The 23,368-nt window shown below is 59.3% G+C and carries 16 protein-coding genes and 1 pseudogene; 8 read left to right on the forward strand and 9 right to left on the reverse strand.

Annotation, left to right across the window (positions count from 1 at the left end):
• Positions 1-214, forward strand: a 214-nt coding sequence (locus KB874_RS19515; RefSeq protein ID WP_212538250.1) for a hypothetical protein, incomplete at its 5' end; no start/stop codon positions are given.
• Here KB874_RS19515 and KB874_RS19520 read toward each other — a convergent pair.
• The 5 genes from KB874_RS19520 to KB874_RS19540 form a co-directional block, all read right to left on the reverse strand.
• The gene (locus KB874_RS19520; RefSeq protein ID WP_212538251.1) at positions 200-589 is read right to left on the reverse strand and encodes a type II toxin-antitoxin system death-on-curing family toxin; all 390 of its coding nucleotides are present in this window, start codon (positions 587-589) and stop codon (positions 200-202) included. The genes KB874_RS19515 and KB874_RS19520 overlap by 15 nt on opposite strands.
• A complete protein-coding gene (locus KB874_RS19525; protein ID WP_212538252.1) occupies positions 586-810 on the reverse strand; it encodes an AbrB/MazE/SpoVT family DNA-binding domain-containing protein in 225 nt (74 codons plus the stop codon). Before KB874_RS19525 ends, KB874_RS19520 begins: the two co-directional genes overlap by 4 nt.
• 193 nt (positions 811-1,003) lie before the next feature.
• On the reverse strand, positions 1,004-1,303 hold the full coding sequence (locus tag KB874_RS19530; protein ID WP_249200662.1) for a TniB family NTP-binding protein: 300 nt from the start codon (positions 1,301-1,303) through the stop codon (positions 1,004-1,006).
• A gap of 35 nt (positions 1,304-1,338) precedes the next feature.
• A complete protein-coding gene (locus KB874_RS19535; RefSeq protein ID WP_212538254.1) occupies positions 1,339-1,569 on the reverse strand; it encodes a hypothetical protein in 231 nt (76 codons plus the stop codon).
• Positions 1,570-1,882: 313 nt separating this feature from the next.
• Entirely contained in the window at positions 1,883-6,841 is a 4,959-nt protein-coding gene (locus KB874_RS19540) for a RecQ family ATP-dependent DNA helicase (protein ID WP_249200664.1), read from the reverse strand.
• A 397-nt stretch (positions 6,842-7,238) separates the two neighbouring features.
• Here KB874_RS19540 and KB874_RS19545 point away from each other — a divergent pair, with 397 nt between their 5' ends.
• The 5 genes from KB874_RS19545 to KB874_RS19565 all read left to right on the forward strand — a co-directional run bounded on the left by KB874_RS19545 (position 7,239) and on the right by KB874_RS19565 (position 15,355).
• Positions 7,239-7,829: a class I SAM-dependent methyltransferase gene (locus KB874_RS19545; protein ID WP_212538255.1), complete on the forward strand. Its 591-nt coding sequence runs from the start codon at positions 7,239-7,241 to the stop codon at positions 7,827-7,829.
• A 54-nt stretch (positions 7,830-7,883) separates the two neighbouring features.
• Complete coding sequence (locus KB874_RS19550; RefSeq protein WP_212538256.1) at positions 7,884-10,991, forward strand: DUF3427 domain-containing protein; 3,108 nt, start codon at positions 7,884-7,886, stop codon at positions 10,989-10,991.
• Positions 10,992-11,442: 451 nt separating this feature from the next.
• Complete coding sequence (locus KB874_RS19555; protein WP_212538257.1) at positions 11,443-11,757, forward strand: AAA family ATPase; 315 nt, start codon at positions 11,443-11,445, stop codon at positions 11,755-11,757.
• 33 nt (positions 11,758-11,790) lie between these two features.
• The gene (locus KB874_RS19560) at positions 11,791-13,521 is read left to right on the forward strand and encodes an ATP-dependent nuclease (RefSeq protein WP_212538258.1); all 1,731 of its coding nucleotides are present in this window, start codon (positions 11,791-11,793) and stop codon (positions 13,519-13,521) included.
• The gene (locus KB874_RS19565) at positions 13,514-15,355 is read left to right on the forward strand and encodes a UvrD-helicase domain-containing protein (RefSeq protein WP_212538259.1); all 1,842 of its coding nucleotides are present in this window, start codon (positions 13,514-13,516) and stop codon (positions 15,353-15,355) included. The genes KB874_RS19560 and KB874_RS19565 overlap by 8 nt, the downstream gene beginning before the upstream one ends.
• A 615-nt stretch (positions 15,356-15,970) precedes the next feature.
• Here the strand turns inward: KB874_RS19565 and KB874_RS19570 are convergent.
• Together KB874_RS19570 and KB874_RS19575 are read right to left on the reverse strand one after the other, a co-directional pair.
• On the reverse strand, positions 15,971-16,744 hold the full coding sequence (locus KB874_RS19570; protein ID WP_212538260.1) for a DUF3800 domain-containing protein: 774 nt from the start codon (positions 16,742-16,744) through the stop codon (positions 15,971-15,973).
• Positions 16,745-16,945: 201 nt separating this feature from the next.
• A pseudogene (locus KB874_RS19575) lies at positions 16,946-18,331 on the reverse strand (fused MFS/spermidine synthase).
• On the opposite strand from KB874_RS19575, the gene KB874_RS19580 reads away from it, so the two are divergent.
• Positions 18,273-18,614 carry a hypothetical protein gene (locus KB874_RS19580; RefSeq protein ID WP_212538261.1) on the forward strand — a complete coding sequence of 114 codons (342 nt, stop codon included), beginning with the start codon at positions 18,273-18,275 and terminating at the stop codon, positions 18,612-18,614. The pseudogene KB874_RS19575 and the gene KB874_RS19580 overlap by 59 nt on opposite strands.
• 166 nt (positions 18,615-18,780) lie before the next feature.
• A complete protein-coding gene (locus tag KB874_RS19585; RefSeq protein ID WP_212538262.1) occupies positions 18,781-19,107 on the forward strand; it encodes a hypothetical protein in 327 nt (108 codons plus the stop codon).
• A gap of 316 nt (positions 19,108-19,423) precedes the next feature.
• On the opposite strand, the gene KB874_RS19590 is transcribed toward KB874_RS19585, so the two are convergent.
• Together KB874_RS19590 and KB874_RS19595 are read right to left on the reverse strand one after the other, a co-directional pair.
• A complete protein-coding gene (locus KB874_RS19590; RefSeq protein WP_212538263.1) occupies positions 19,424-21,934 on the reverse strand; it encodes an adenosylcobalamin-dependent ribonucleoside-diphosphate reductase in 2,511 nt (836 codons plus the stop codon).
• Positions 21,935-22,064: 130 nt separating this feature from the next.
• Entirely contained in the window at positions 22,065-23,261 is a 1,197-nt protein-coding gene (locus KB874_RS19595; protein WP_212538264.1) for a peptidoglycan-binding domain-containing protein, read from the reverse strand.
• Positions 23,262-23,368 lie beyond the last annotated feature (107 nt).

Consider the following 23,368-nt stretch of genomic DNA (forward strand, 5'->3'; position numbering starts at 1 on the left):
CAACCTGCCGCAGCTTCAACACGATGTCCTCGGGTTTGTCGCGCTTGCCAGCCATCTCTTGGTCCTCCTGAAAATCGGGATAAGACTATCCCAGTTCGTGGACCACTTCAGTGGGGGCACTCCCATGGCCCCCTCGAAATACAAGAAAGCCCCGCCGATAGGTCGGCAGGGCTACTTGATTTTGCGGGTTTTGAAGAATTCATTCAAGCGGTGACATGCTGGCGGAAAGCCACTTTGCAAATTCAGCTTCGGTCACGTCGCCCGACGCCAGGCCTTCCATCATGTGAACACCGTCGACAGGGTCCGGCCTGAACGTGAAGCCATTGAGCCGAAGGAACGTCACCGCGGTGACGAAGGCCGTCCGCTTGTTGCCGTCAACGAATGCGTGCGCCTTTGCGATGCCGAAGGCGTAAGCCGCAGCGATTTCGGACACTTCGGCATCCGTGTATGCGGCCAAGTTCATGGCTCGAGCACATCCCATCTCCAAAAGAGCGCGATCTCGCAGACCTGACGCACCTCCGTGTCGGGCGATCTGGCGATCGTGTATGACCGTCACCGCCGCGATCGGCACCCAGACGAATTTCGTCATGCGAGGGCTTGAAGCATGTCCCGGTTTTCATCCATCACGACTTCGGCCGCAGTCAATGCTTCCGCCACCGAGGGGTCATGTGCCAGCAGCTTGAGGCTGCCATCATCGCCACGGACAACGAAAAGCGTGTCGCCCTCTTTTGCGTCCAGTATGGTCAACATCTCGGTCGTCAATGTCATGACTGCCGAGTTACCCACTTTGCGGATCCTTGTTTCAATCATAGCGGCCTCCGTATTCACATCGGTATATACATCAATCACCCAACGGTAGCAAGGCCTGCCCGAAGGCCGATAGGGCCCATTATGTTACATGTCGAGGAAGCGATGTGTGTCGGCCCGATTGTAGAGGTCTGCACCGATTTCAGCGTGGGAAAATGCGGGGCGGACACGGGCGTGGCGCATGCGGCGGGAGAATTTATCCGCGCCCATCCCGAAGAGCTCGAGTGACCGGGACGGGCTGATCAGGTTTGCCGCGACGTGGGTCGTCGATCCAGAGCACGATGGTGCCCAGCTCGGCCAAGCGGTGCCGCACGATACCCCAAATCTCCCGCTCCACGCGGTTGCGCCCCAAGTCGGGGTAAGCCGTCGCCTCGAGGATCGCGATGCCGAGGCCTTTCGTCGTGGCCGGGCTGGGCACCCGTGCCATGATCCAGGGGCGCAGATGTTCCGCGTCGGGCTGCAGAGCCGGATGACGCGACAGGGCGCGCTTGATCATCCGAGTCTTGCCAGCGCCGGACTTTGCCACAACCATCACACCGCGGGTTTCTTGGGTATCTGTAAAGTGGCGCGGGATCGGCAGGGCATGGCCTTGCCCGTCACGACCATCAATTCATCATGGCTTTCGATGTCGAGAAGGCGCTCGTCTCCTGGTGCGCCCAATACGATATGTCCGGTGAAGTGTTCTTTACGTCCTTTCGCGACCTGGCGCTCATAGACGGTCTGCTTTGGCAGCGTGTAGCCGCCAGTCGGCGTGACGTGCATGTGTCATCTCCGCTCTGAATTGCAGTGAGGCAGACGACCTGAATGAACTCAGGCCTGTCCGTGGCGCTTCTGCGTCCTCACAGCGCGCGGCCGGTCATGTCCCTATGTCCGGCCTTGGCGTGTCCGAGCGGGAAATTGGCTGAACGAAAAATTTCGGAAATAAACAATCCGTTTCCATTTGGGAAACTGTGCAACGCACAGAGGCCTTGAGGATAGTTTCATTATTTTCAATCGATTACATGAGAGCTTCGCGGAACATCGAGGCAAGAAAATCCGCACTATTGAATTTTTCCTTCGCCGAGAACGAACCCGGTTACTCCAGAATGATCTCTGGCAGGACAACCTCCCAGCGTTCCTGCTGAAGCTTGGCGCGATGGTCTTCGCCACTTTCATGCGCATGGCGCGCGACGATCGCCCCGATTGCCGCGGAGACGATGCGGCGACCATCCGGCACCCCCCATCCGCCTTTCATACCGATCAGCCTTCGCCCCTGTCGATCCGTCACCCACCAGCGGCCATTCTGTTGGTTCAGAGTGACGGGGTCACCAGTCTGCGCTTGAGCGATGGCATCAAGACTCACATCGCCAGCCCTTAGTCGCCCGGCCCAGTCGATGAACACTTGGCTCATGTCAGGCATGAGATAGGCTCGGTCTGGCGGCAGGTCTTTCACGTCAGGCAAAGCCGCATGGCGACGCAAGATGCTGTCGCCCTCCGAAGGCAGGAAGGCGTGCGCTCCCTGGGTCATGACCGCAAGGCTCCGGCGGGCACGGGTCATGGCAACGTAGAACAGGCGGCGCGGTGCATCGAGATCTTCGTTCCGGGAGGGTCTGTCCCAGCCACCGTTCAGGATCACCACGTCATCGAATTCCAGTCCCTTTGCCCTATGCGCAGTCATCAACAACAAGCCATGCTGTTCGCCGCGGGCATCTCGTGACCATTCTCCAAACCACTCGACCAGATCGGGGACCGAGGCAGACCCCGCCCCGATTTCCTGCACCAGCGCGGCCACGCCCTCTGCAATCAGGTCCGACCAGCGATTTCGCGGCAGCGCGTTCACGACCTCCAACAAATCCGTCACGTCGAGCAGGCGTGTGCGATCCCGGCTGATCCCATCGATGAACTGCCGCATTTCCCGCAGCCGCCAAACGCTGGGCAAGCTTTCGTTTGCCATTTCGACCGGGATGCCCTGCGCTTCTGCATAGGCGCGCACCGGAGCAAGCTGTCGCCAGTTCCGGGCGATGATCGCTGTGCGCGACCAATTCCACCCTGGTTCCAAGGCCTCCAACCGTTGCAGCTCCGTCACAGCCGCGACCGCCTGTGCACGATCCCCCGGCGGGCATTGCAGCAATTGCACGCGCCCCTGTCCCACGGGATCGCCCTCAGTCATGATGCCGCCCGCAGGCTCTTTTCTACGATTGCGGTCGATGGTGATGTCATGGCCGATTTTCATGCGGTCCGTCGCACCCGCGATCACCGTGTTCGACGCCGCAATGATGTGGCCTGTCGAGCGGTAATTCTCGACCAGATATTCGGGGCGTGCCCGATAATCCTGTTCGAATTGGCGGATGTAGCGGATGGACGCGCCGGCAAAGGCGTAGATATTTTGATCGTCATCGCCCACGGCAAAGAGGCTGAGCTTCATGTCCTCATCGTCGATCGTCCGCCCGGCAACAGCCGCGATCAAGGCGTATTCTTCCGGGCCAATGTCTTGATACTCGTCGACCAGGATCCAGCGATACTCCTGGATCAACGTCTCGCGTTGCGCCTCCGCCTCTGTCTTGGTGAGCCCTTCGCCGTTCAATTGGCGCACCGCTTCCATGACGATGCCGTCGAAATCGCGGCTTTCGGCCTGCGACCCGGCAAAACTCGCGCCCACCAACCGCATGGCCATGGCATGACACGTTGAAACCGTCACGCCAAAGGCTTCGTCACCGATCAGGTGTCGCAGCCGAGCCCGGATTTCCACTGCGGCATGGCGATTGTAACTCAGCACAAGAATGCTGCGCGGGTCTTCGCGACGCACGCGGATCAGGTAGGCGATGCGATGCACCAGCACCCGTGTCTTGCCCGAACCTGGCCCGGCAAGAACAAGCACATTCGTAGCGTCCCGATCATCGGCAACGATCTTCTGCTGAACTGAATTGCCCAGAGACTCGACAACGCTGGCCCAGGATTTACCGGTCGTTTGCCGTTTGACCTCAGTCATTCGCCCCTTCATCCAGCGGCCCATGAAGGCTTCTTGATCGAGCGCGAAATAGTCCTCGGATAGGCGCATAGCGTCAGGCATCGAGGAGAGGCCTGTTTCAGCATAGGTCGCCATCACATGCGTCTGCACGGTCTGCTCGTCGTAGTGCTCCTGTAGGGGGGCAAAGTCCTTGACCAAAAACTGGGTTTTTCCAGGAGCCAGCTGCACGGTCATCGCCGGTCGAAAGACAGTCAGGCCCTTGCCAAGGGTCACCACGTCCTGCTCATGCAACCACAGAAGCGCGCGGTCCATCAGACGCGTCATCTCCTTGACCTGCCCGCGCAAGAAAGCGTCGCCAGTCAGGCTTGCCAGCATGTCACCCAACGTCGTTTCGACCTGCTGATCCTTGCCGCGCTGACCTTTCGCGAGACGTCCAAGCAGATGTTCGACCAGAGCCTCTCCGGCTTGCCTTCGCAGCGCCGCCGACTGCTCCAGAACGGCCCAACTGCGTTGCAGGGCAACGAAAAGCGTATCTCGCGATGCCTTGCGCAGGCGTACATTCCCCTTGCCGCCATCGAGGTCGCGCCCATCGCGCGCCATACCCCGCAGCAGTTTTTCAATCACATCTGGTCGGACATGGCTGTGGCCCGCATCGCGCAGTTTCTGGCAAGCCAGTTGAAGGTTGAAGGGGGTGCTGGCCTGATCCTCGGCGTCAGGTGCCTCTTCCCGCATTAGGGCAATGAGGTCCGTTTCCAACTGTGTTGCCTGGCTCAATCGTTTACGGGAGTCGTCTGAGACACCGGAATGCACAAAAACCGTCACCGCCGTGTCGTTGCGGGCGATACCGAGGCTTTCCAGATCAGCCAATGCCTTGGTCAACTGCCCACCCGTCAGCCCGCTGATGCCGGTCAATTCGTCGGTGGATATGCCTTCGTCGGGCGGAGCGTTCATCAGGTGGCGCACGAGGTCCATCAATTGCGTTCGCCGCATCCCAGTGATCTGCGCCTTGTCGATCCGCGACCCCGCTTCATCAAGGCTGCGAACCCGAAGCGATGAAGGGAAAACCTGCACCCGGTTTTCCTCGCGCGACAGGAGCTTGGCTTCTTCCAACCAGGAGATCGCCGTCTTGACCCGCGTGTCGTCCGTTGCGCTCTCGCGTTGGAACTCACGATCATGCTCTTGCCGCACGATCTCGCCCGAGGTGGCGACAACAGTCCCGGTGCTGCGCGTGCGCTGATCCATGCGTCGAACGGCCTTCAAAATCGCGCCGATTTCGCGACGGTCCAGGCGCGATCGCGCGGACAGTTGGAACTGCCGTTCCACGTCATCCGGTGCGTAAAGCAACACGCAATTGGCGTGATCTCTGTCTCGCCCGGCGCGCCCTGCCTCTTGCAGGTAGTTCTCCAGCGATCCGGGAATGTCTCCATGGACAACAAGTCGGATGTCAGGCTTGTCGATCCCCATGCCAAAGGCGTTCGTTGCCGCGATGACCCGCAAGTCACCAACGCGGAATCTTTCCTGAATGGTCTTCTTCTCGTCCGGCGTCAGGCCCGCGTGGTAGCGTTCTGCCGACAGCCCCTGGTGTTGCAGGAACTGCGCCACATCCTCAGTCGCCTTGCGTGTCGCGCAATACACCACGGCACCGGATGCGCCTTCGGGCGGCAATCGCTGTTCGATCACTGACAAAATGTCCGCCAGCTTGGTGCGTTTGCCGGTTGAGCGCACCTCGAAACTCAGGTTCGTCCGTGAGGCCCCGCCATCCAGCAACAATAGATCCGTGCCGAGCCGTTGGTGAAAGTGGTCCCGAATATCGCGCACGACCTCAGGTTTGGCGGTTGCCGTCAGACAGATCACTGGCGCCGGATCTTCATCACCCGCTGTTTCCCTGATAAACCGTGAGACATAGCGATAGTCGGGCCGGAAATCGTGACCCCATTTCGAGACGCAATGCGCCTCATCCAGAACCCACAACCCAATCTCGCGTTGCATTAGAACGGATCGCACCGAGACGCTGCGCAACTGCTCCGGCGAGATCAAAAGCATGGCGGCATCACCCATGCGCACCTTGTCCAAGGCATCCTGCCGTTCGGGTAGCGAGAGCAATCCGTTTACCGTCACCGCCGCGGAAATTCCCGTACGCTCCATACCCGCAACCTGGTCGGCCATGAGCGCCACCAGTGGCGAGATCACGACCGTCAGAGCGCCTGTCCGATCAAACTTGGCCAATGCCGGGATCTGGTAGCAAACGGATTTGCCTGTCCCGGTTGGCAGGATGCCCAGCACGCTGTTGCCCCGCATACCCTCATCGACGATGCGTTCTTGCAGAGGGCGGCCATCAGCATCGGTTGGTGTCGGACGAAATCCCTCGAAGCCGAACCAGCGAGACAGGGCTTTCACCGGATCGCTCTTCTCGCGGCACCAGGCGCAATCGGGGGCCTCGCAGGTTGTGTCGCGCAACCATTTGACCATGCGCGCGGCATCCGGGAACTGCATCCGCACCCAGGGCGGCATAACGGAATCCCCTCCAGCAACCGAGATCCAGGCGAGCGCGTAGGCCAGCGGCCAACCTGTCTGGGGTGAGCCGACCTGTTCCAACATGTGCCGCATGGCCGGCTTGCAAGCTTCCCCCTCCAGCAAACGCCCGAGCACCTGTCGCGCTTGCTCTGCGGACGGGACAGAGGTTTCGCGCACATGGCTGAACACCGCATCGAACCCCTGATCCAGCTCGCCGCGCGTCGTCAGGTAATGGTAGGCCGCCAGCGTTTCCGGTGCCTTCGCGTTCAACGCCCGAAAAGCCTCCATCTGGTTGGCCAAGACTTCAAAAACCAGCCGTGCGTCCGCCTCTGGATCGTTGACGTGCCCCGAAAGCAACCGACCATCATGGTAGTGTTTGACGAGGTGATGATAGGGGTTCCTGGGAAACGCCAGGGGATTGAGCCAAAGCGTGTCGATCGGCGCTTCGGCAAGTTTTGCCAGCCGGGGGCGCATCGCCAGCAGATGCGGGAGATCGTGGCGCAGGATGTTGTGCCCGATCAGATGCCCTGTATCGCCAAGCTCGGCCTCAAGCCGATCCAGCGCCGCTGCCATTTCTCCCTTTTGGCCCCGAATGGCGGGGGCGTCGTCAAGGCGTACCGCCGCCAGATCGAAAACCCGCGCCGCTTTCGGGTCGACTTCGAGGTCGACGGACAGGCATTGCGCCAGGAATGGGTCAGGCTGTTGGACGGCTTTTAACAGGGCGCACCGGCGAAGCTTTGTAAATCAATAACATATGTGGACCGGCACAACCGCTGGGGTCAAGAACGACACGAAATACCGCCCTGTGGGAAAGCAAGACCTGGGTTCGCCATGCACCGGCCCTGTCGCCCGCCGCTGTCTATTCGATTGGTACCCTACTGCAGCTGTTCCACCATAGGTACAGGATCCGATTGACAGTGAATCGCCAGCCCTGGAATGCTGCGGCCAAACTGACAGGCGGGCTCATGAAATGAACGATTTTTACGACGCCAATGCCGAGCAATTCCTGACGGATACCCGCCATGTCGACATGTCTGCGCTGCGCCAAAGATTCATCGCTGAACTTCCGGAAGCCCCTGCCGACACGATCCGCATCCTGGATGCAGGGACCGGATCGGGCCGTGACGCGCGAGCCTTCCACCATGCTGGATATCAGGTAGCGGCCTTCGACGCCTCGCCCACCATGGTGAAAGCGGCTACGGAATTTGCAGGGCTTCCTGTGCAGCACATGCGGTTCGAGGACTTCTCCTGGGAGCACCCGTTCGAGGGGATATGGGCATGTGCTTCACTGCTTCACGTCGCGCGCCGCGATCTGCCCGATGTCATACGCCGCCTCGTCAACCACTTGGTCACAGACGGCATTCTCTACGCGTCATTTAAGCTCGGCTCCGGGGACCGACAGAAAGACGGACGACATTTCACCGACATGACCGAAGAATCTTTGTTGGCGCTCCTGGACGAATGCCCCGCTCTGCGGCAGGTTGAGTTCTGGCGGACCAATGACCGCCGCCCCGATAGAAAAGAAGATATTTGGCTCAATGCCTTGTTGAGAAAATCCTGACGCGTGCCTGCTGAAATTTCCGCCACCACCCCATGTCCGTATTGCGCCCCGATCATGGATACCGTGATCGAGTGTGACGCCCAGGTTTTCCTGATCCGGAATGGCGCAGGCCTTGTCCTTGCCCCGCGCCGGCACGTGAAGCGCTGGCGTGACCTGACCGAGGCGGAGCAGATCGCTCTCATGGCGCGCGTGACCCCGGCGCAAAAGCTCTTGGAAGCGGATGAGGGGCAGGCCCCGGTCGCACTCATCGAGTCTGAGCCGCATTTCCATCTCCGTTTGGAAGCGCCCGCCACCGCAATCGGCCCCATACCCGGCGCGCCACATGACAGCCCGCTGATTTCCGGGGGCGATGACGCCCTCCATGCTCATCTGCGCCCCCTGATCGACCAGGCCCACTCCATCGATCTGGCTGTTTCGTTTCTCATGACGTCGGGTGCTCGGTTGGTCTTGCCGCATCTGCGCGACCTCCTGGAGCGTGGCGGACGGCTGCGGTTGCTGACCGGCGATTATCTGGATGTCACAGAGCCGGTTGCTCTGCGCTTGATGCAGGATCTGGAACACGACCGGCACCTCTACATTTTTCAGGCAGACCGCATTCCGTTTCACCCCAAGGCCTGGATGTTTTCCTTCGCGGACGGCGCAGGCGCCCTGATTGTTGGATCTTCGAACCTCTCTCGGTCCGCGCTGACCGAAGGTGTCGAATGGAACCTGCGCCATTTCGACCGATCCGACGCCCTGCCTCTGTCAAATGCCCGCACGGCCTTCGAAAACCTCTTGGCTCGGCCGGAGGTAATAGATCTCACGCCAGGTTGGATCGATAGCTATGAGGCCCGCCGGATCCCGCCATTGCCAACGCAATCCGGCGTTCCGGCAGAAACACCCGAAGACGCGCCCAAGCCACATGCCATACAGCAAGAGGCTCTCCACGCGCTCGCCGCGACACGGGCCAAGGGCTATCGCGCCGGTTTGGTCGTTCTCGCAACCGGCCTCGGCAAAACCTTCCTTGCCGCATTCGACAGTCAGACAGCGGCGCGTGTCCTGTTCGTCGCCCATCGCGAAGAAATCCTGACCCAAGCCATGGCCGCCTTTCGCGCCATCCGCCCCAAGGCGCGGCTGGCGCGTTTCGGCGGTGGCGAGAAAGACTTCGATGCCGACGTTCTCTTCGCCTCGATCCAGACGCTTTCGCGCGCGCAGCACCTGAACCGCTTTGCGCCGGACGCTTTCGACTACATCGTCGTGGACGAATTCCACCACGCCGCGGCTACGACATACCGCCGGATCATCGATCACTTCACCCCGCAATTCCTTCTCGGCCTGACGGCGACACCGGACCGCAGCGATGGCGCCGATCTTCTGGGCCTATGCGAGGAAAACCTCGTTTACGAATGTGATCTCTGGTCCGGTATCGACCGCGAATTGCTGTCCCCATTCAAGTATTACGGCGTGCCCGACCCCGTGGAATACGCGCAGATCCCATGGCGCAGCGGCAAGTTCGATGAGGCCGCTCTGACCGAAGCCGTGGCGACGCAAGCACGTGCTGAAAACGCGCTGGACCAGCTGGCGCGGCGTGGCGGCAAAAAGGCGATCGGATTTTGCGTTTCGCGCCGCCACGCGGATTTCATGGCTGAGTTCTCGCTGGCGCGCGGTTTGCGGGCAGTGGCCGTCCATTCCGGCGAGACATCGGCCCCGCGCGCCAGCGCGTTGAAAGCGCTCGAGAACGGAGACCTCGACATCATCTACGCGGTCGACATGTTCAACGAAGGCGTCGACGTCCCCTCCATCGATACTGTGTTGATGCTGCGTCCGACCGAAAGCCCGGTGATCTGGTTGCAGCAACTTGGACGCGGCCTGCGGCGATCAGCCGAGAAAACGCATCTGGCGGTGATCGACTATATCGGCAACCACCGCATCTTCCTGACCAAAGCCAGAACGCTGTTGCGCATCGGCGCAGGCGAAGGTGCGCTCCGGATCGCGTTGGAAAAACTTGAACGCCATGAGATCAGCTTTCCGGCGGGTTGCGAAGTTACCTATGAGCTTGAAGCCCTCGACATCCTCAAATCGCTGATCCGCCAACCGCGCGACGGTGAAGAACTGACCGCCTTCTACCGCGATTTCCGCGACCGACACGGGGTTCGGCCAACAGCGTCGGAGGTTCAGCACGCAGGTTTCAATCCTGGCCGAACCGGCCACGCTGGTTGGCTTGGTTTCGTCAACGATATGGGCGATCTGACGGGTGATATGCATGCCGCTTGGACCGTCCACAAAGGCCTCCTGGACGAGCTTGAGACCACGCGAATGACGCGCAGCTACAAGATGTTGGCCCTGCGCGGAATGATCGAGGCAGGTGCATTCCCGGGCCGCATCGCCGTCGCAGATCTGGCCGAACGTGTCAGTCGTCTCGCCCGGCGCAACCCCGAAATCAAATCGGATTTAAGCGTCAATCCCGATGACACCGCAGCGATCCGAAGTTTGCTCACCAAGTTCCCGCTTAAGCTGCTTGGCGAAACCGAATGGTTCCGCCTTGGCCCTGGCACCTTCGAGACGACAATTGGCGAAAGCCATGATGTTCAGTTGTCCACACTGGCGTCGGAACTGGTCGATTGGCGTCTGCTTCGGCATTTTCAGACCCGAAGCATTACCTACGATCAACCGAACGCGTCCAGTTTGGCCGAAGCGGCCGAAGCCCCCGGCAGCCGCCCCACTCCGCCCGCATTGGGCCCAAAAATCTGGGAAGAATACTCCCGAGAACTCATCCCGCCACTATTCGGCGCGGTGTTCAACACGGGTTCTTGGAACTCCGGCATCGTTGTGATCAAGGACGTAAAGGCCATGATCCTACTCGTCACCATGGACAAGAGCAGCATGTCGGTTGGCGATCACTACGCCGACGAATTCGCCAGCCCAACCCAGTTTGTCTGGCAAACCCAGACCAGCACCCGCCGGGCCAGCAGCCGCGGCAAGATCATATCCGGAGAAGAGCCCGGCTGGACGATCCACCTTTTCGTTCGAAAATCCAAACTCCGAGACGGACGCGCCGCGCCATTCCGCTACGCAGGTCCCGTCCGATTTGCCGGCTGGGGCGGAGAAGCACCGATCACGGTTCACTGGGATCTGAAGGAACCTGTACCCGAAGCCCTGAGACAGCTGTTTGGCCTCGAGTGACAATTATGCTTTGGCTAATTGCTGCAGGACGGGCGGGAACCGGAACTTCTCTGCACCTGCGAACTCAACCCGGTCAGGACGCGGAAGCAGACACTCCGCCAGGTCCACGAAGCGGAACCCCGGGTCGCCTACAGGTAGGGCGCTCTCCGGACCTCTACAGGCCAGTGTCCAAATGACCGAAACGGGTAACATGCGTCCATTGCCGAGTCGCACCGCTCAACGTAAACCGTCGAAAGTTCTAAGACATTGATGAGCATCGCAGGGAAAAGGCCACCTTGTTCCGATCTGATCAACTCAGAGGCTTATGACTTCCATCCAAGTCACTTTGATTGTACGGAGGCGTCGAAGCCCCGGCAGCATGTCTCTGCGAGGCGCAACCAAATGGAGAGACATGGTTTCCATTTGACCTTTGGGTTGTTATCGTCGCGAAAAGATTCGGAGGCGGCGCTACATGTACCTTAAGAAAATTGTTTTACGTAATTTCCGACGCCTGAAAGACGTCGTGATTGATTTCGAAGAAAAAGAAACCGTTTTTGTGGGTCCAAACAATAGCGGCAAGACATCTGCAACCGCGGCGATCAGGAGCTTTTTAAGCAGCCGCGACTTCAAGATTCACGATTTTTCACTTTATTCCTTGACAGCGATCAATACATACGATCCTGCTGCTCCCGCGCCCCTCCCAAGTATCCAGCTTGATCTTTGGTTCCATATTGACCCTGGCGCCATTGAGTTTGGAACAGTTTTCGCGCTGGCTACTGATCTCTAGGGTGACTTTACGGAAATTGGTATTCGATGCTCCTTGGAAGTCGAGGATGCGGCCGAGCTTTGGACCAAGTATGATCAAGCATTCCCTGTGCAAGGCGACGGCCAACGCAAGAGGAAGCTGGTAGATTTCCTTGCCTTGGAGGGGAACCTTAAGGCGCATTTCAAGTCCCGATACTACTCTCTTGAGAATAGCGCTACGGGCATTGTTTCGACGCCCCTTGATCCAACGGAGGGGAAGAAAACGCTTCGGTCGTTGCTTCGTGTTGATTTTGTCGATGCGCAGCGGAACATCGACGACGAGAATGCCACGCGCAGCAACAAGCTCTCGGAAGCGTTTGCAGCATACTACCAGCGGAATTTGGAGCAAGCCGAAGCCGCGGAAGAAGCGGTCGCTGTGATCGAACAAAACAACCAAAACCTGACGAATCACTATCTTGAACATTTTCAACCCTTGATGGGCATGATCGCCGAATTGGGACTCCCCTCGCCCAATGATCGGGCGATGAAAATTGTATCGACGCTCAGCTCCGAAGTTGCACTGCGAGGTAGCGCCGAGCTCTTCTATGTAGACGCCACATCCAGCCATGAACTGCCTGAGGCCAACAACGGTCTTGGCTTTAAGAACCTTGTCTTCATGGCCATTCAAATCGACAACTTTTACAAGCAGTGGCTTGCGACCGATGAAAATCGTCCGCTGTGCCAAGTGATCTTTGTCGAAGAGCCCGAGGTTCATCTGCATGCGCAAGTACAGCAAACCTTTATCAAGCAAATGTGGAAGGTACTTACCCAAGGTGCGGGCGACACGGCGCCCCGGCCGCAGCTCACTGTCACGACCCATTCGTCCCATGTGTTGGATGCGGTGGACTTCTCAAAAATTCGCTACTTCCGCCGCGTCGATTTGGATGATGAAGGCACTGGGAACTCATACCCAGGATCGATCGTCAAAAGTCTGAAGGAGTTCCAACCCGACGCAATCAATGTTGGTGATCTTGCGATCAGTGTGGATGAGGCGCTGGCATTTTTGAAAAAGTACCTTCGGTTGACCCATTGTGATCTGTTCTTCGCCGACGCTGCGATTTTGGTCGAGGGGGCGGTTGAGAAACTTTTATTGCCAAAAATGATCGATCTTGCAGCGGATGGATTGAATTCGAAGTACATCACTATTCTTGAGGTTGGTGGTGCCTACAGTATGCGCTTCGCAAAGCTCTTGGAGTTTCTTGGGATTCCCTATTTGGTAATCACGGACATCGACTCCGTAGACCCGAACAACAACCGGAAGGGATGCAAAGCAACCGATGCGGGATGTGTCACCTCGAACGCCTCTATAAAGTACTTCTTCGAAGGTAGTGACCTTGTCTCCGATTTAACGGCCAAAGCTGACGCGGATCATATCCAAGCAGGAGATATGCGCTTCGTCACTTTCCAAAAGAAGATCGAGATCGCATACGGGGGCGCCACTCACGTCTTCCACGGAAGAACGCTGGAAGAAGCTTTTGTCTATGAAAACCATGGACTCTTCTCTATCGGCGCGTTGTCAATTGGGAAGGACATACCCGCTGACGCCGCAGATTTTCATCAGGTGGTATGGGAACGGATAAAAAGCTCTACATTCAAAAAGACTGAGTTTGCTATGGATGTTTTGGCCCGTGATCCCGACGTTGAGGGCGCTGCGCCTTGGGCGGTTCCGGAATACATTGCAGTCGGGTTGCGCTGGCTCGAAGCCCGCGTAGGCGATAAACCGATTGCAGGAGAGCAAAATGCCTGACCTGCAGCAAACTGAAGCTGATATCCAAATTTCCAAATGCATCGATGAGGAGAGATCTTTCGCCGTCATAGCCGGCGCAGGCTCTGGCAAGACCACGTCATTGATTGAGGCCCTAAAGAAAATTCGTGAGGCACAGGGGCGTCAACTCCGAGAGCATGGCCAGAAAGTGGTTTGCATCACCTATACCAACCGGGCCGTGGGAGTGATCTCATCACGTTTGGGGTATGATGAGCTTTACGCTGTAACGACACTCCATGGATTTCTTTGGGGCGAGGTATCAAGGTTTCAAACCGCCTTGAGGGAGGCCTTGATCGAGCACGTTGTCCCTGCCCACATCGAGAAGGCGGAACAAGATGATAATGGGGGGAACTCAAAAAAGTCAATTTCCGCACGAAAGAAAGTTGAACGCTTGCGTGAGGAGCTTGCAGAGCTCATCGAACATAGTCCACCTGTAAAGTATGAAGAAACGACGGTAAGTGACTATTCGAAATGCGTACTCAACCATGATGACATTATAGATGTGGCCTCATACTTAATTGCCGAGAAGCCAATGCTCCAGAAGGGTCTTGGCTTCAAGTACCCCTTCATTTTCGTAGACGAAGCTCAAGACACATTTCCGCAGGTTATGGCTGCGTTGAACTCTGTTTGCGCCAAGGAAGGCCTCCCAATCATCGGGTATTTTGGCGATCCCATGCAGCAAATCTACGACAAGCGCGCGGGCGACTTTGCCGGACCAGATGGCTCAGAGACCATCTCAAAACAAGAGAACTTCCGTTGTTCTGTTTCAGTTATAAACCTTCTCAACAAACTTAGGGATGATGTAGAGCAATTCCCGGCGGGCAAAAACGCGGATGTCATGGGTAGCGTGGAAATCACTATTGCACAGTCACCTGATCCGGAGGGGCCCAGAAAGACATATACATCAGAACAGCTCGATCATGTGTCCGGCATGTTTCACCAAGAAATGGAAAACTGGCATTGGCAAGACATCGCATCTGTGAAGAAGCTGTTCTTGGCGCGGCAAATGATTGCGAGACGGCTGAACTTCTCGAAGCTCCACCGCCTGTTTACGGGCGTTTACTCATCGTCGCGATCGCAATCCGGCTATGAAGACGGGACGCACTACCTCCTAAAGCCCTTTGTCGAGGTCATTTATCCACTTATGTCAGCGCGGGCCAAGGGTGAATCAAAGGTTATTCTGGAAGTATTGCGCCAAACAAGCCCTGCATTTTCTCCGTCCGGCGTCAACAGGGGGAAATCGCTAAAACAAATGCTTAATCGTGCCGATGAGATTTCCTCAAAGCTGGCGGAGTTGTGGGGGGGGGCGACAACCAAGGAGATCCTAAAATATTGTGAGGACAGCGACTTGTTACAGCTTTCGGATCGCCTTTCTTCGCAGCTAAAACGTGATGCCCGTGAAGAATTCGATGTTGACGACGAGGACCACCAGCGCGACAAAGGGGACTGGCTGGCGGATGAGTTCTTTGAAATGGACTGCAGTGAAATTGGCCCTTACGTTGATTTCCTCGGTGAGAATTCGCCCTTCAGCACCCAGCATGGGTCTAAGGGCGAAGAATATCCTAACGTATTGGTCGTAATAGACGACATCGAAGCAGCTTGGAACAACTATAGCTTTGGTAAGACGCTTACTCCGATCACCGCGGGTGATCCGACTGAGCGCCAAGCAGAGCTAACACGGAAGCTTGCCTATGTCTGCTTTTCCCGTGCGGAGGTGAACTTGCGTGTACTATTCTTCTCTCTTAATCCAAAAGACGCAGGACGGGAGTTGATTGATAGAGGCTTGTTCGGCGAGGAACAAGTTTCATACATTTAGGAGCCTGATATGCCTGCATGTTCCTTGGGGTCGCCATGGGCTCGATAGGGCGAATGATGGCTCTGGGCCGAATGAGCTCCCTTCCCCTCAGAGCGAGCCTTCATCACAACAGCCATTCACGCCATTACTTTTGGTTTTATGATGTTTAATCTTAGGGGAGGGCGATCCTGGATATGAACCATGAACTTACCAAGCGGCACGTCGACGCTCTGCGAAAGCTACGCGACGAATGCGACTATGAGGACTCTGGCGGTGATGGGGAGATAATATTTGTCCTTCGCAATAAGCTATCGCCCGGTATCGGTGACAGAACGCTATCGGATCTCGAAGGTTGGGGTTTGATTGAGGCTGGCACCAACAAATGGTTCGGGACTCTTGGGTATCGTATCACGGGGCTCGGTCGACACGAGCTCGATGGCTTCCAACAGAAGCGACTAAAACCAAAAACCATAAACAAGCTGCGCCTCCTGCCTCCCCGCCTCGGCGAATCAAAGGGGCGGTTTGATAGATAGCGACTGGGCGCATATTGGCCATCAGTCCACGGTCAGTGAACGGCTGGTTATGGGGAGTTGCACTGCCGCGTTTTCCCAAGCGCTTTAAGTCCGCTATGGGCCGTTAGTGAATGCAGCCAAGATAGTTCTCGCCGAAGCGCTCCATCGCGGCGATAGAAATCGTTTCGCCCACACTTTCGTCAACGAACAAGCCCCAAGGATAGACATCAACGTTTGCTAAGTCGAAGTCATCCTTGGGGTTTGCCTTGTTCTGGCTTAGAAAAGCGTAGCGAATACCAGCCCACATCTCGAACCCCAATTCGATTTCCAACCCATGGTAGACGCTGTCCATCGGGTTGTTGAAAACGATCTTCTTGGTGACATGCCCAAGTTTTTCGAGCAACATCGTGCTGCAAGTATGCGCTACAATGTCAGCGAGCTGTATGCCCAGAAGATGTCGCGAGTCCTGTTCGAAGTGAAACTCACAACACGCAAGCGCAACATCACTCCCAGCCAATTCATATGCGGCTTTCTTTGATGAAAATAATCCTTCGTCGAAGAATACCTGGTGTCGCTGTTCGGTGAGGTCGGGATGGTCAAGCGCGGTGCTCAAAAGTTTCAGAGCCGCAAGCCCCAAATTCTTGTCGCCATCCACCACGCAAATGGCAATCTTGCATTTTCTACCAATGTACAACTTCAATGCGCTACGCAGCGCTTGCAGTCTATCGTCGCCTTTCATCTTGGCCGAAGACTTATACTCAAACGATGATGGGTCAAAACCGTGTCTATTAAGGATTTTGGCAATTTCCTCTGTTGGATCATCATCGCAAATAACGAACGCAGCCAACGAAAATCCAAACTGATGATGTTTGCTGTCATCTAAGTACAAGTATGCCATGCCGCAACATAGGAGACTATTGCCTTTGTGGGAAGTGCTGACGACTAACTCACCTCTGCCTACCCGGCTTTGCGATCTGGCATGACCGAGCATGCTGCATGGTGCCATGGATGACCGGTCCGGAGAAGCTACGCCACAGCGAGGGCCATCTTGGCGAAGGGTCGCAACGGGCCGCAAGCTCGGAGAACATGCTCGATCACTTCACCTATGCCCGACCCAGCCTCGATCATCCGTGAATGCGCGCGCTTCGGCGATTTGGGTGGGGATGTAGTTGCCCGGAGACGCGCTCAGGCCTGCAAACGGATCATGTGCTGCTGCGAGCAGTATGTTCGTCCGACCCAATGCGTTGACCTCGCCTTGCACGACCTCGACATGGGAATAGAGATCCCGAAGGATCGCGTGGACTCCGCGCGCCAAGGGGCCATCGGGCGTATCCAGAAGGTTCACGTAGACCGGACCGTCGACGATCTGCTGCAAGCGGGCGAAGGTTTCAATGGTGGCGAGGTGCGCGGGAACTGAGCTGGAGGAGAAGGCATCCATCACGGCGGCATCGAAGCGTTGCTGCGTCTCGTTCAGGTAGACACGCCCGTCCGCGTGGACGATGCCAAGTCGGCCTTCGCCGCCTTTCCGGCCTACCTCATATCCGGTTTCAGCAATCATCGCTGACGCCCGCGGCATGTGCTCGCGCACGACCTCCGTTACCAACGGGTCGATCTCGACGGCCACGGCCTGTGCCTCAGGCCGCGAGACGAGCAGCTTGGTGGGCAGGGAATAGCCGCCACCGCCGATGAACAACACTGATGCGTCGGGACCAAGGTCCTGATCCATGCGCGCCTAAAGCCAATCGGTGTAGCTCAGGGCCAGTTCCGCCCTGTCCTCTCCCGGCGTGATCCGCTCTGCTGCCTGAATGGTGCCGTCCGAGATCAGGCGTACCTCGGCGCCTCTTTGGGCGACATGCAGGCAGGATAGGCCGCTTTCGAATTGGCAGGCGGGCGCCCCCGCGAGGCCCGCGAAGGCGACGAAGGCCCCCGCTGCTACGGTCACGCCCGGATTTCCCGGCTCACCGCCCCGCACGAAGGGCAGGCAGAGCAGCGCCACTGCCCCGCAGGCAGCGAAGGTCGCCGTCGAGCCGATCAGCGGCAAGGTCACGAACCCGGCGAGGATTGCGCCAAAGATCGCGCCGACCGACCCGGCCGCCAGAACGAAACCCAGCGAAGACCCTTCCCGACCAGGCCGTGCCTCGATCGCGATTTTGGCGAGTAATGGGGAAGGCAAGGTCACGCAGACTGACGCCGGGAAAAAGACGAGGAAGACGCTGATCATCATACCGTCCGTGCCGCGCGCGCCCCATGAATGGAACAGCCCCAGTAGCGTCGGCGACACCGCCATCAGCACCGCCGTTGCAATCAACGCGCTGCGGACGTTCTTCAACGCGATGGCGCGGGGGTGGGCACTGCGCTGCGGTCTTGAATGCCGACCCGAAAGCTGTCGGCGCAGCAACCCCAACGGCAAACGAAGGAGACTGCCGATGCCCAAAGACCTCTTCCATGTCGCGCCCGCCGCGACGTTCCTTGTCGCGAACTGCACCGCGCTCGACAACGCGGCGCTGCTGCTGGGCGGCCCTGCGGCACAAAAGCGTCTGCGCAAGCTCGTGGACGAGCTGACCACCGCACCGATGCTGACCCGCCGCCATCACCGCGAGCTCGACGCGCTCGAAGACCTGCTTTCGCTGCGCCATGTGCATGATGAAGACCGCATCGAGGCCGCGCGTTTCGCGGCGATCGACCCGTGCGATCCGGTTGTCGAAGACATCTGCATGCTGCTCGACGGCCTTCAGGAGGCGCGGAAGCAGGAAATCTGGCTCGTCTGAAGCCCCCGGCGCCTCTGGGCGCCGTCCTTGTTGCGGTCATGAGAGCCGCCGTCCCCCGGCACAATCAAGGAGCCAGATATGCCCTTATCCTTTTCCATCGAAGATATCGCCCTGCAGGCCATACTCGACTGTGCGGCCCTGCGGGAGTTGCTGAACGGCGCACGGCATGCTGACCGTGTCGCTGCGCCATGGCTTCGGCAAACTCATGAAGGAAACCCAGGAGGCCGGGATTTTCGATCCCGCCGTTCTGGACCATGCCTGCACGCTGCAACAGCGCCTGATCCGCGACATCGACAGCTGCGGCGGCGCGCCGATGCCCACGCGGAGCGACGAGGGCGATCTGCTGTGGCTCGGTGGCACCGATGAAAGCCGCGCGCTGTCGGAGGTCGAACGCTGCCTCGACCGGTTCATCACCAAGGCCAGCTACGTCAGCCACGCACTCGAAGCTGAAATCGCTCTCGAACGTCGGCGTGCGCAACTCGGCGCCCTCTGACACCCGACACCCCCCGCAGATGACAAAGGCCGGTCGCGGATCACCCGTGGCCGGCCTTCTGTCGTTTAGGGCTCAGATCGCGCCAGAACACAGCGCGAAGCTCCCTCAAAACTTTCTTCAGCAAGCCCAGCCGCATTTTCTTTGGCGAGCATGGCCCTGGGGCTACCTGCTTGAGCGAACGACCAGGAAATCCGGTGAAAAACGGCCCTCTCAGGCCGATTTCAACCAATGGTCACGTATCGCTTGGAAAATGGACACGAAACCCGGCGGAATGGACATGTTTCACTTGTCCCTACAAAACGTTGACCAGCGCCTGTCAGCCGCACTTGCTGTAGCCGCAGGAGGCACAGGTCATGCAGCCTTCGACCATGCGCATGTCGTATTGGCCGCAGCTGGGGCAGGCCTTGCCGCGCGAACCCTCGAGATTTACGACTATCGCCTGCGGGTCCGATTTCAGTCCCTTGCCTTCACCTTCGAGGAAGCCGATCGAGATCATGTGCCGTTCGATCACCCCGCCGATGGCGGCGAGGATCGAGGGGATGTATTTGCCCTGCACCCAGGCGCCCCCGCGCGGGTCGAACACGGCCTTCAGTTCCTCGACCACGAAGCTCACGTCACCGCCGCGCCGGAACACGGCCGAGATCATCCGCGTCAGCGCCACGGTCCAGGCGAAATGTTCCATGTTCTTGGAGTTGATGAACACCTCGAAGGGCCGCCGGTGCCCGCCCACCACGATGTCGTTGATCGTAATGTAAAGCGCGTGCTCGCTGTCGGGCCACTTGATCTTGTAGGTGTTGCCCTCCAGGTGCTCGGGGCGGTCGAGTGGCTCGGACATGTAGATCACGTCGCCATGCGGGCGTTGCGGCTCGGCGTCGGAGGTGGCGAAGACGATGGGGGCTTCGGTATTTCCGAAAAGCAGCCAGCTCGCTGGAACCTTCAGCTTTTCGCTGATTTCCTTGGCCGACTGAGCCGTGATGTTGCGTTCACCTGTTTCCCAATTGTTGAGACGGGTGAGGCTGATTGCCAAGGCCTCGGCAGCAGAACGTTGAGTTGAGTAACCCGCAGCTTCTCGCGCCCACTTGAAGCGTTCGGAAACACTGTTCAACTCCGGCAGCCCTTTTGGCTTCTCCTCTGCCACGCTCAAAACCGACCCGGTCACATCGTTCGGACGATAGGTCGTGCACCCCTTGCAGCCCTGGTCCCACGCGGCGAGATACACGTCCTTGAAATCCTCGAAGGAAATGTCCTCGGGACAGTTGATCGTCTTGGAGATCGACGAGTCCACCCATTTTTGCGCCGCCGCCTGCATCCGCACGTGATCCAGCGGTGCCAGCGTCTGGGCGTTCACGAAGTGATCCGGCAAATCCGCATCCGCGCCGAACTTCTCGCGATACATCTGCACGGCGTAGTCCACGACCTCTTCCTCGGTCCGCGTGCCGTCCTTCTGCAGCACCTTGCGGGTGTAGGAATAGGCGAACACCGGCTCGATCCCCGACGACACGTTCCCGGCATAGAGCGAGATCGTCCCCGTCGGCGCAATCGAGGTCAGCAGCGCGTTGCGGATGCCATGCGTGCTGATGGCATCGCGCACGTCCTCGTCCATCTCGCGCATCGTGCCACTGGCCAGATACTTGTCGGCGTCGAAAAGCGGAAAGGCCCCCTTCTCCTTCGCCAATTGCACCGACGCCAAGTATGCGGCGCGGGCGATGCGGTGCAACCAGCGCGAGGTCTGTCGCGCCGCCTCCTCCGAGCCATAGCGCAGGCCCATCATCAGCAGCGCATCGGCAAGCCCCGTCACGCCCAGCCCGATCCGGCGCTTGTTCTTCGCTTCCTCCAGTTGCTGGGGCAGCGGGAATTTCGACGCGTCCACGACGTTGTCCATCATCCGGACGGCGGTCGCCACCAGGTCGTCCAGCAGGTCCTCGGGGATGTCGGCCTCGTCCTCGAACGGGCGATCCACGAGACGGGCGAGGTTGATCGAGCCGAGCAGGCAGGCGCCATAGGGCGGCAGGGGCTGCTCGCCGCAGGGGTTCGTCGCGGCGATGGTCTCGACATAGGACAGGTTGTTGGCCGCGTTGATCCGGTCGATGAAGATCACGCCCGGCTCGGCGTAGTCATAGGTAGCGCGCATGATGCGGTTCCACAGATCGCGCGCCTGGACGGTCTTGTAGACCTTGTCGCCAAAGACCAGCTCCCATGGGCCGTCATTCTTGACCGCATCCATGAAGGGGTCTGTCACCAGCACCGACAGGTTGAACATGCGCAGCCGCGCGCTGTCGGCCTTGGCGGCGATGAAGGCCTCGATATCCGGATGGTCGCAGCGCATCGTCGCCATCATCGCGCCCCGCCGCGATCCGGCCGACATGATGGTGCGGCACATTGCGTCCCACACGTCCATGAAGGACAGCGGGCCCGAGGCGTCCGCTGCCACGCCATGCACCGCCGCGCCCTTGGGCCGGATGGTGCTGAAGTCATAGCCGATGCCGCCGCCCTGCTGCATGGTCAGCGCGGCCTCTTTCAGCATGTCGAAGATGCCCGCCATCGTGTCCGGGATCGTGCCCATGACAAAGCAGTTGAACAGCGTCACGCTGCGATCAGTGCCGGCCCCGGCGGTGATCCGGCCCGCGGGCAGGTACTTGAAATCCTCAAGCGCCGCGTGGAATTTCGCCTCCCAAATCGCCGGCTCCGGCTCGACCGAGGCCAGCGCGCGGGCGATTCGCCACCAAGTGTCCTCGACCGTGCCGTCGATCGGCGTCCCGTCGGCCTGTTTCAGACGGTATTTCATGTCCCAGATCTGTTCGGCGATAGGGGCGGCAAAGCGGGTCATGGGCGGCGATTCTCTCTGGTTGGCAGACGCGAAGCCTACACATAAAGCGCAACAGATAGAAGACGAGGGTGTTCTTCATACCATATTCTGCGCTACTTGGGGAGAAGTCTGTGGATAAGGCCGCAGCGCCTCAATCCACCCGCGCCGGGCAGGCGGCGAACCGTTCGCCCAGGTAGGAAAACCCCGCCGCATCCACCGCCTGAAGGATGACGGCGCGGCGTTCCTCGATGCCCTCGGACAAGCAGTCGAATTCCAGCCGCAGGTCGCCCGCCAGCGGCACGGCGGCGCGAATCATGCAGGCGCTTTCGCCCCAGACCCAGTTACCTGCGCGGGTCTCGGCAACGCGGGTATAGGCGCGGTCGCCAAAGGCCATTGCGACCGCCGGATCGACCGGCGGGCAAAGGCGCGGATCGGTGGCATAGACGCCATCGGCAAAGGGCAGCGTCACGCCCGTGGCCGGGCCCGACTCGCAGGGCGGCCTGGGATAGCCCGGCCCGACAAGGCCCAGCGCATCGACCAGCCGAGGCGTCATCTGCGCGTTGGCGGGCAGGCAGTGGTCGGCCTTGAAGGCGGCCAGTGCGGCGCGGGTCTGCGGCCCGGCGACGCCGTCGACCGGCCCCGCGTCGTATCCCTGCACGTTCAGCGCCCCCTGAAAGGCGGCGATCTCGCCCGTCCGCATGCGGTTGATCGCGACCTCCACCGGTTCGTCCGTCCAGGGCTGCCAGCCGAGATCCCGAATCCCCAGCAGCCGACCTTCGGTAAAGTCGGGATAGCGCTGCGACACCGCCACCGGCTGGCAGGCGCGGCAGCCATCGGCGGCGATGTCGGTCAGGACAAACCGTTGGCCGCCGCCGGGCAAGGCCCGCACCGCCGGGACAAAGACCCGCCCCGTCTCGAAAGCCTGCGGAAACCGGGCAAGTATCGCGCCTGTGCCCCTGGTGGCGGGCGGTTCGCGGGTAAAGTTCAGATCGGTGGCCATGAGCAGCCCATCGGGACCGTTAACCAGAACGAACTGATCGTTGGTGTTGGCAAAGGTCGGAAAAATCACCTCGGCCAGATCGATGCGCCCGACCTCGTGAAAAGCGCTCAGGACCCCCGCCGCGCCCTGTGCCGCAACCAGACCCCGCGCCAGATCGCGCGCGCCCTGCGGCACGCCAGGCGCCTCGAAACAGGATAGTTGGCTGTCCTTCGTTCCCGCCAGCAGGCAGTCGAACAGCGCCTCGGCCACGGGGCCGGTCACGACATCGCCGGGGCCGATCTCGGCCGCGGCCGGGATGGCCGGCGTCAGCGACACGATGACTGCGCGCAGGGTGCGGGGGACGGGCATGGGGGCGCTCCGGTCTGATGAACGAGCCGCCTGAAATGCTGGCACGACACCCGGAGGTGCGGCGGGCTTTTCCGACCCCACGCTTGAACGCCCCGGCGACCGGGGTA

Source organism: Thetidibacter halocola, assembly GCF_018224955.1.
Classification (GTDB): Bacteria; Pseudomonadota; Alphaproteobacteria; order Rhodobacterales; family Rhodobacteraceae; genus Thetidibacter; species Thetidibacter halocola.